The 2,342-nt window shown below is 46.6% G+C and carries 3 protein-coding genes; 2 read left to right on the plus strand and 1 reads right to left on the minus strand.

Annotation, left to right across the window (positions count from 1 at the left end; translation table 11 throughout):
- Together RMO52_RS02315 and RMO52_RS02320 are read left to right on the plus strand one after the other, a co-directional pair.
- A partial coding sequence (locus RMO52_RS02315; RefSeq protein WP_310410525.1) for a diflavin flavoprotein occupies window positions 1–1,411 on the plus strand: 1,411 nt, incomplete at its 5' end.
- A 149-nt stretch (window positions 1,412–1,560) separates the two neighbouring features.
- Window positions 1,561–1,944 carry a hypothetical protein gene (locus RMO52_RS02320; RefSeq protein WP_310410526.1) on the plus strand — a complete coding sequence of 128 codons (384 nt, stop codon included), beginning with the start codon at window positions 1,561–1,563 and terminating at the stop codon, window positions 1,942–1,944.
- 116 nt (window positions 1,945–2,060) lie between these two features.
- Here RMO52_RS02320 and RMO52_RS02325 read toward each other — a convergent pair.
- Window positions 2,061–2,342, minus strand: a 282-nt coding sequence (locus RMO52_RS02325) for an undecaprenyl-diphosphate phosphatase (RefSeq protein WP_310410528.1), incomplete at its 5' end; no start/stop codon positions are given.

Below are 2,342 nucleotides of genomic sequence, written 5' to 3' on the forward strand. Positions count from 1 at the left end.
CCCTTCCCCTCGTGAAGACGAAGCCGCCGACTTAGGCATCGAAATCGACTTTGGCACCAACCAAACCCTCAAAGTCCACGTAGTTAGAGATGAAGAAACCCTCGATTTGGGCAACGGACACGTTCTGCAATTCCGCTTCGTCCCCACCCCGCGCCACCCCGACGCGCTCTGTACATTCGATCGAGCCACCGGAATTTTATATACAGATAAACTCTTCGGCTCCCATGTTTGCGATGATGCTGTATTTGACGAACATTGGAAAACCCTGACGGAAGATCGCAAGTATTATTTCGATTGTCTCTATGCCGCCCAGGCTCCCCAGGTAGAAGCGATCCTCGCTAAACTAGCTCAACTACCTATTCGCATTTACGCACCCACTCACGGTTCGATCGTCCGCCATAGCCGCAGTGTTTTGACCCTCGATTACCAAAGCTGGTGCGAACAACAGCAGAAAAAAGATCTCAGTGTCGCGCTGTTATATACCTCCGCCTACGGCAATACCGCCACCCTCGCCAGAGCGATCGAAAAAGGGATAACTCAATCAGGAGTCGCCGTCAGATCGATCGATTGTGAATTTACCGAACCCGAAGAAGTTACCCGCGCCGTGCAAGCCTGTGACGGTTTCATTATCGGCTCGCCGACGATCGCGGGACATCCCCCTACCCAGATCCAAACCGCCCTGGGTATCGTCCTTTCTACCGCCAGCCAGACTAAAGTAGCAGGGGTATTTGGCTCCTATGGTTGGAGCGGCGAAGCAGTGGATACGATCGCTGGCAAATTGCAAGATGTCGGCTATCCCCAAGGCTTTGAACCGATCCGCGTCAAGTTTGCCCCCACGGAAGAAACGATCGAACAATGCGAAGCCGCAGGGGTAGAATTTGCCAAGGTGCTCAACAAAGCTAAAAAAGTCCGCGCTCCCAGACAGGTAAGTGTAGACGGACAAACCGATCGTACCGGACAAGCGATCGGACGTGTAACTGGTTCTCTATGCGTGATTACTGCCAATAATGGCGGTAAGCCCGTCGGATTGCTCTCCTCGCGAGTATCGCAAGCCGGATTCAGTCCACCAGCAATTACAATTGCGATCGCCAAAGATCGAGATTTAGAATGTTTGGCCGATCCTGGTGAAAAATTTGTGGTGAATATTCTCAAAGAAGGCAGAAATATTCGCCGCCATTTCATCAAACCACCCGCACCTGGAACAGATCGATTTGCTGAGGTAGAAACCTCACTCGCCGACAATGGTTGTATCGTACTTGATGAAGCTCTTTCTTATTTAGAATGTACCGTTAAAAATCGTCTCGATTGTGGCGATCGATGGTTGCTTTATGCAGTAGTAGATAATGGCAAAGTATTGGAATTAAATAGTGTAACTGCAATCGATCGCCGTCAAGCAAGCAACCAATATTAAGACCGATCTTAGTAGAAATCTGTAGGGGCATCCCCTCATGGGTGCCCTGTTGGTGCGGAGCCGATCTTTAGAGATATCCCTGTACAGGTGTCATATTAATGTGGAATCTCAGATAGTAGTACAATAGAGCTGTTGAGTTTCTTAAATATATGTCAGAAGAAAGATTAGAACGCATCGAGAATCAACTCACTCAAACAGTGCAAAGCCTAACAACAATGCAAGGTCAAGTTGTGCAAGCTGTTACTGTGATGCAGCAGAGCATAGCCGTGATGCAACAAAACATGACTGTACTGCAACAGAATATGACCGCAATGCAGCAAAACATGACCGCGATGCAAAATCGCATGGATAGTATGGAGGGGACATTGCTGACAACGATGACAGGCGGCTTCAATTCACTCCAAAATTATATCATCGATCTCGATACCGATTTGGCACAGAACGAACGTAAAACTGAAGATAATGCCAGAAACAATCGCAGATTAAATCAAAGATTGATGAGGTTTGAAAACCGTAATAATGATTTTTATTAGGATGTCGATCTTCTCATCTGCCGATGTTATGGAAGTGGTGGGCAAGTAACAGTAAGCTCCGCGACCGCATTGTTAGTAACAGTTCGCCCACCCTACTGATGTTTTCAAGTGTCTGCTTAACCTTTCCAACCAGCAGCCAAAGCAATCAAAATTGTCGCACCAAAGGCGTAGCGATACCAGACAAATAGCATCGTATCTTTTGTTTTGAGATAATTTAGTAAGAAAGCGATCGAAAGATAAGAAAAAATAAATGTAGAAATCGTGCCCACAGCCAATAATGGGATTGTTAATTCATTACATTTAAATATTTTGATACCTTTAAATAAGGTTGCGACTGTGAGAACTGGTAAGCCAACTAAAAAAGAAAATCTCGCGGCTGTTTCGCGATCTAATCCCAG

This window comes from Chamaesiphon sp. OTE_8_metabat_110, from assembly GCF_031382685.1.
Classification (GTDB): domain Bacteria; phylum Cyanobacteriota; class Cyanobacteriia; order Cyanobacteriales; family Chamaesiphonaceae; genus Chamaesiphon.

What these genes read in the sequence shown, in the direction of transcription:
- RMO52_RS02320 (WP_310410526.1), top strand. Translation starts at nt 1,561, where the DNA reads ATGTCAGAAGAAAGATTAGAACGCATCGAGAATCAACTCACTCAAACA.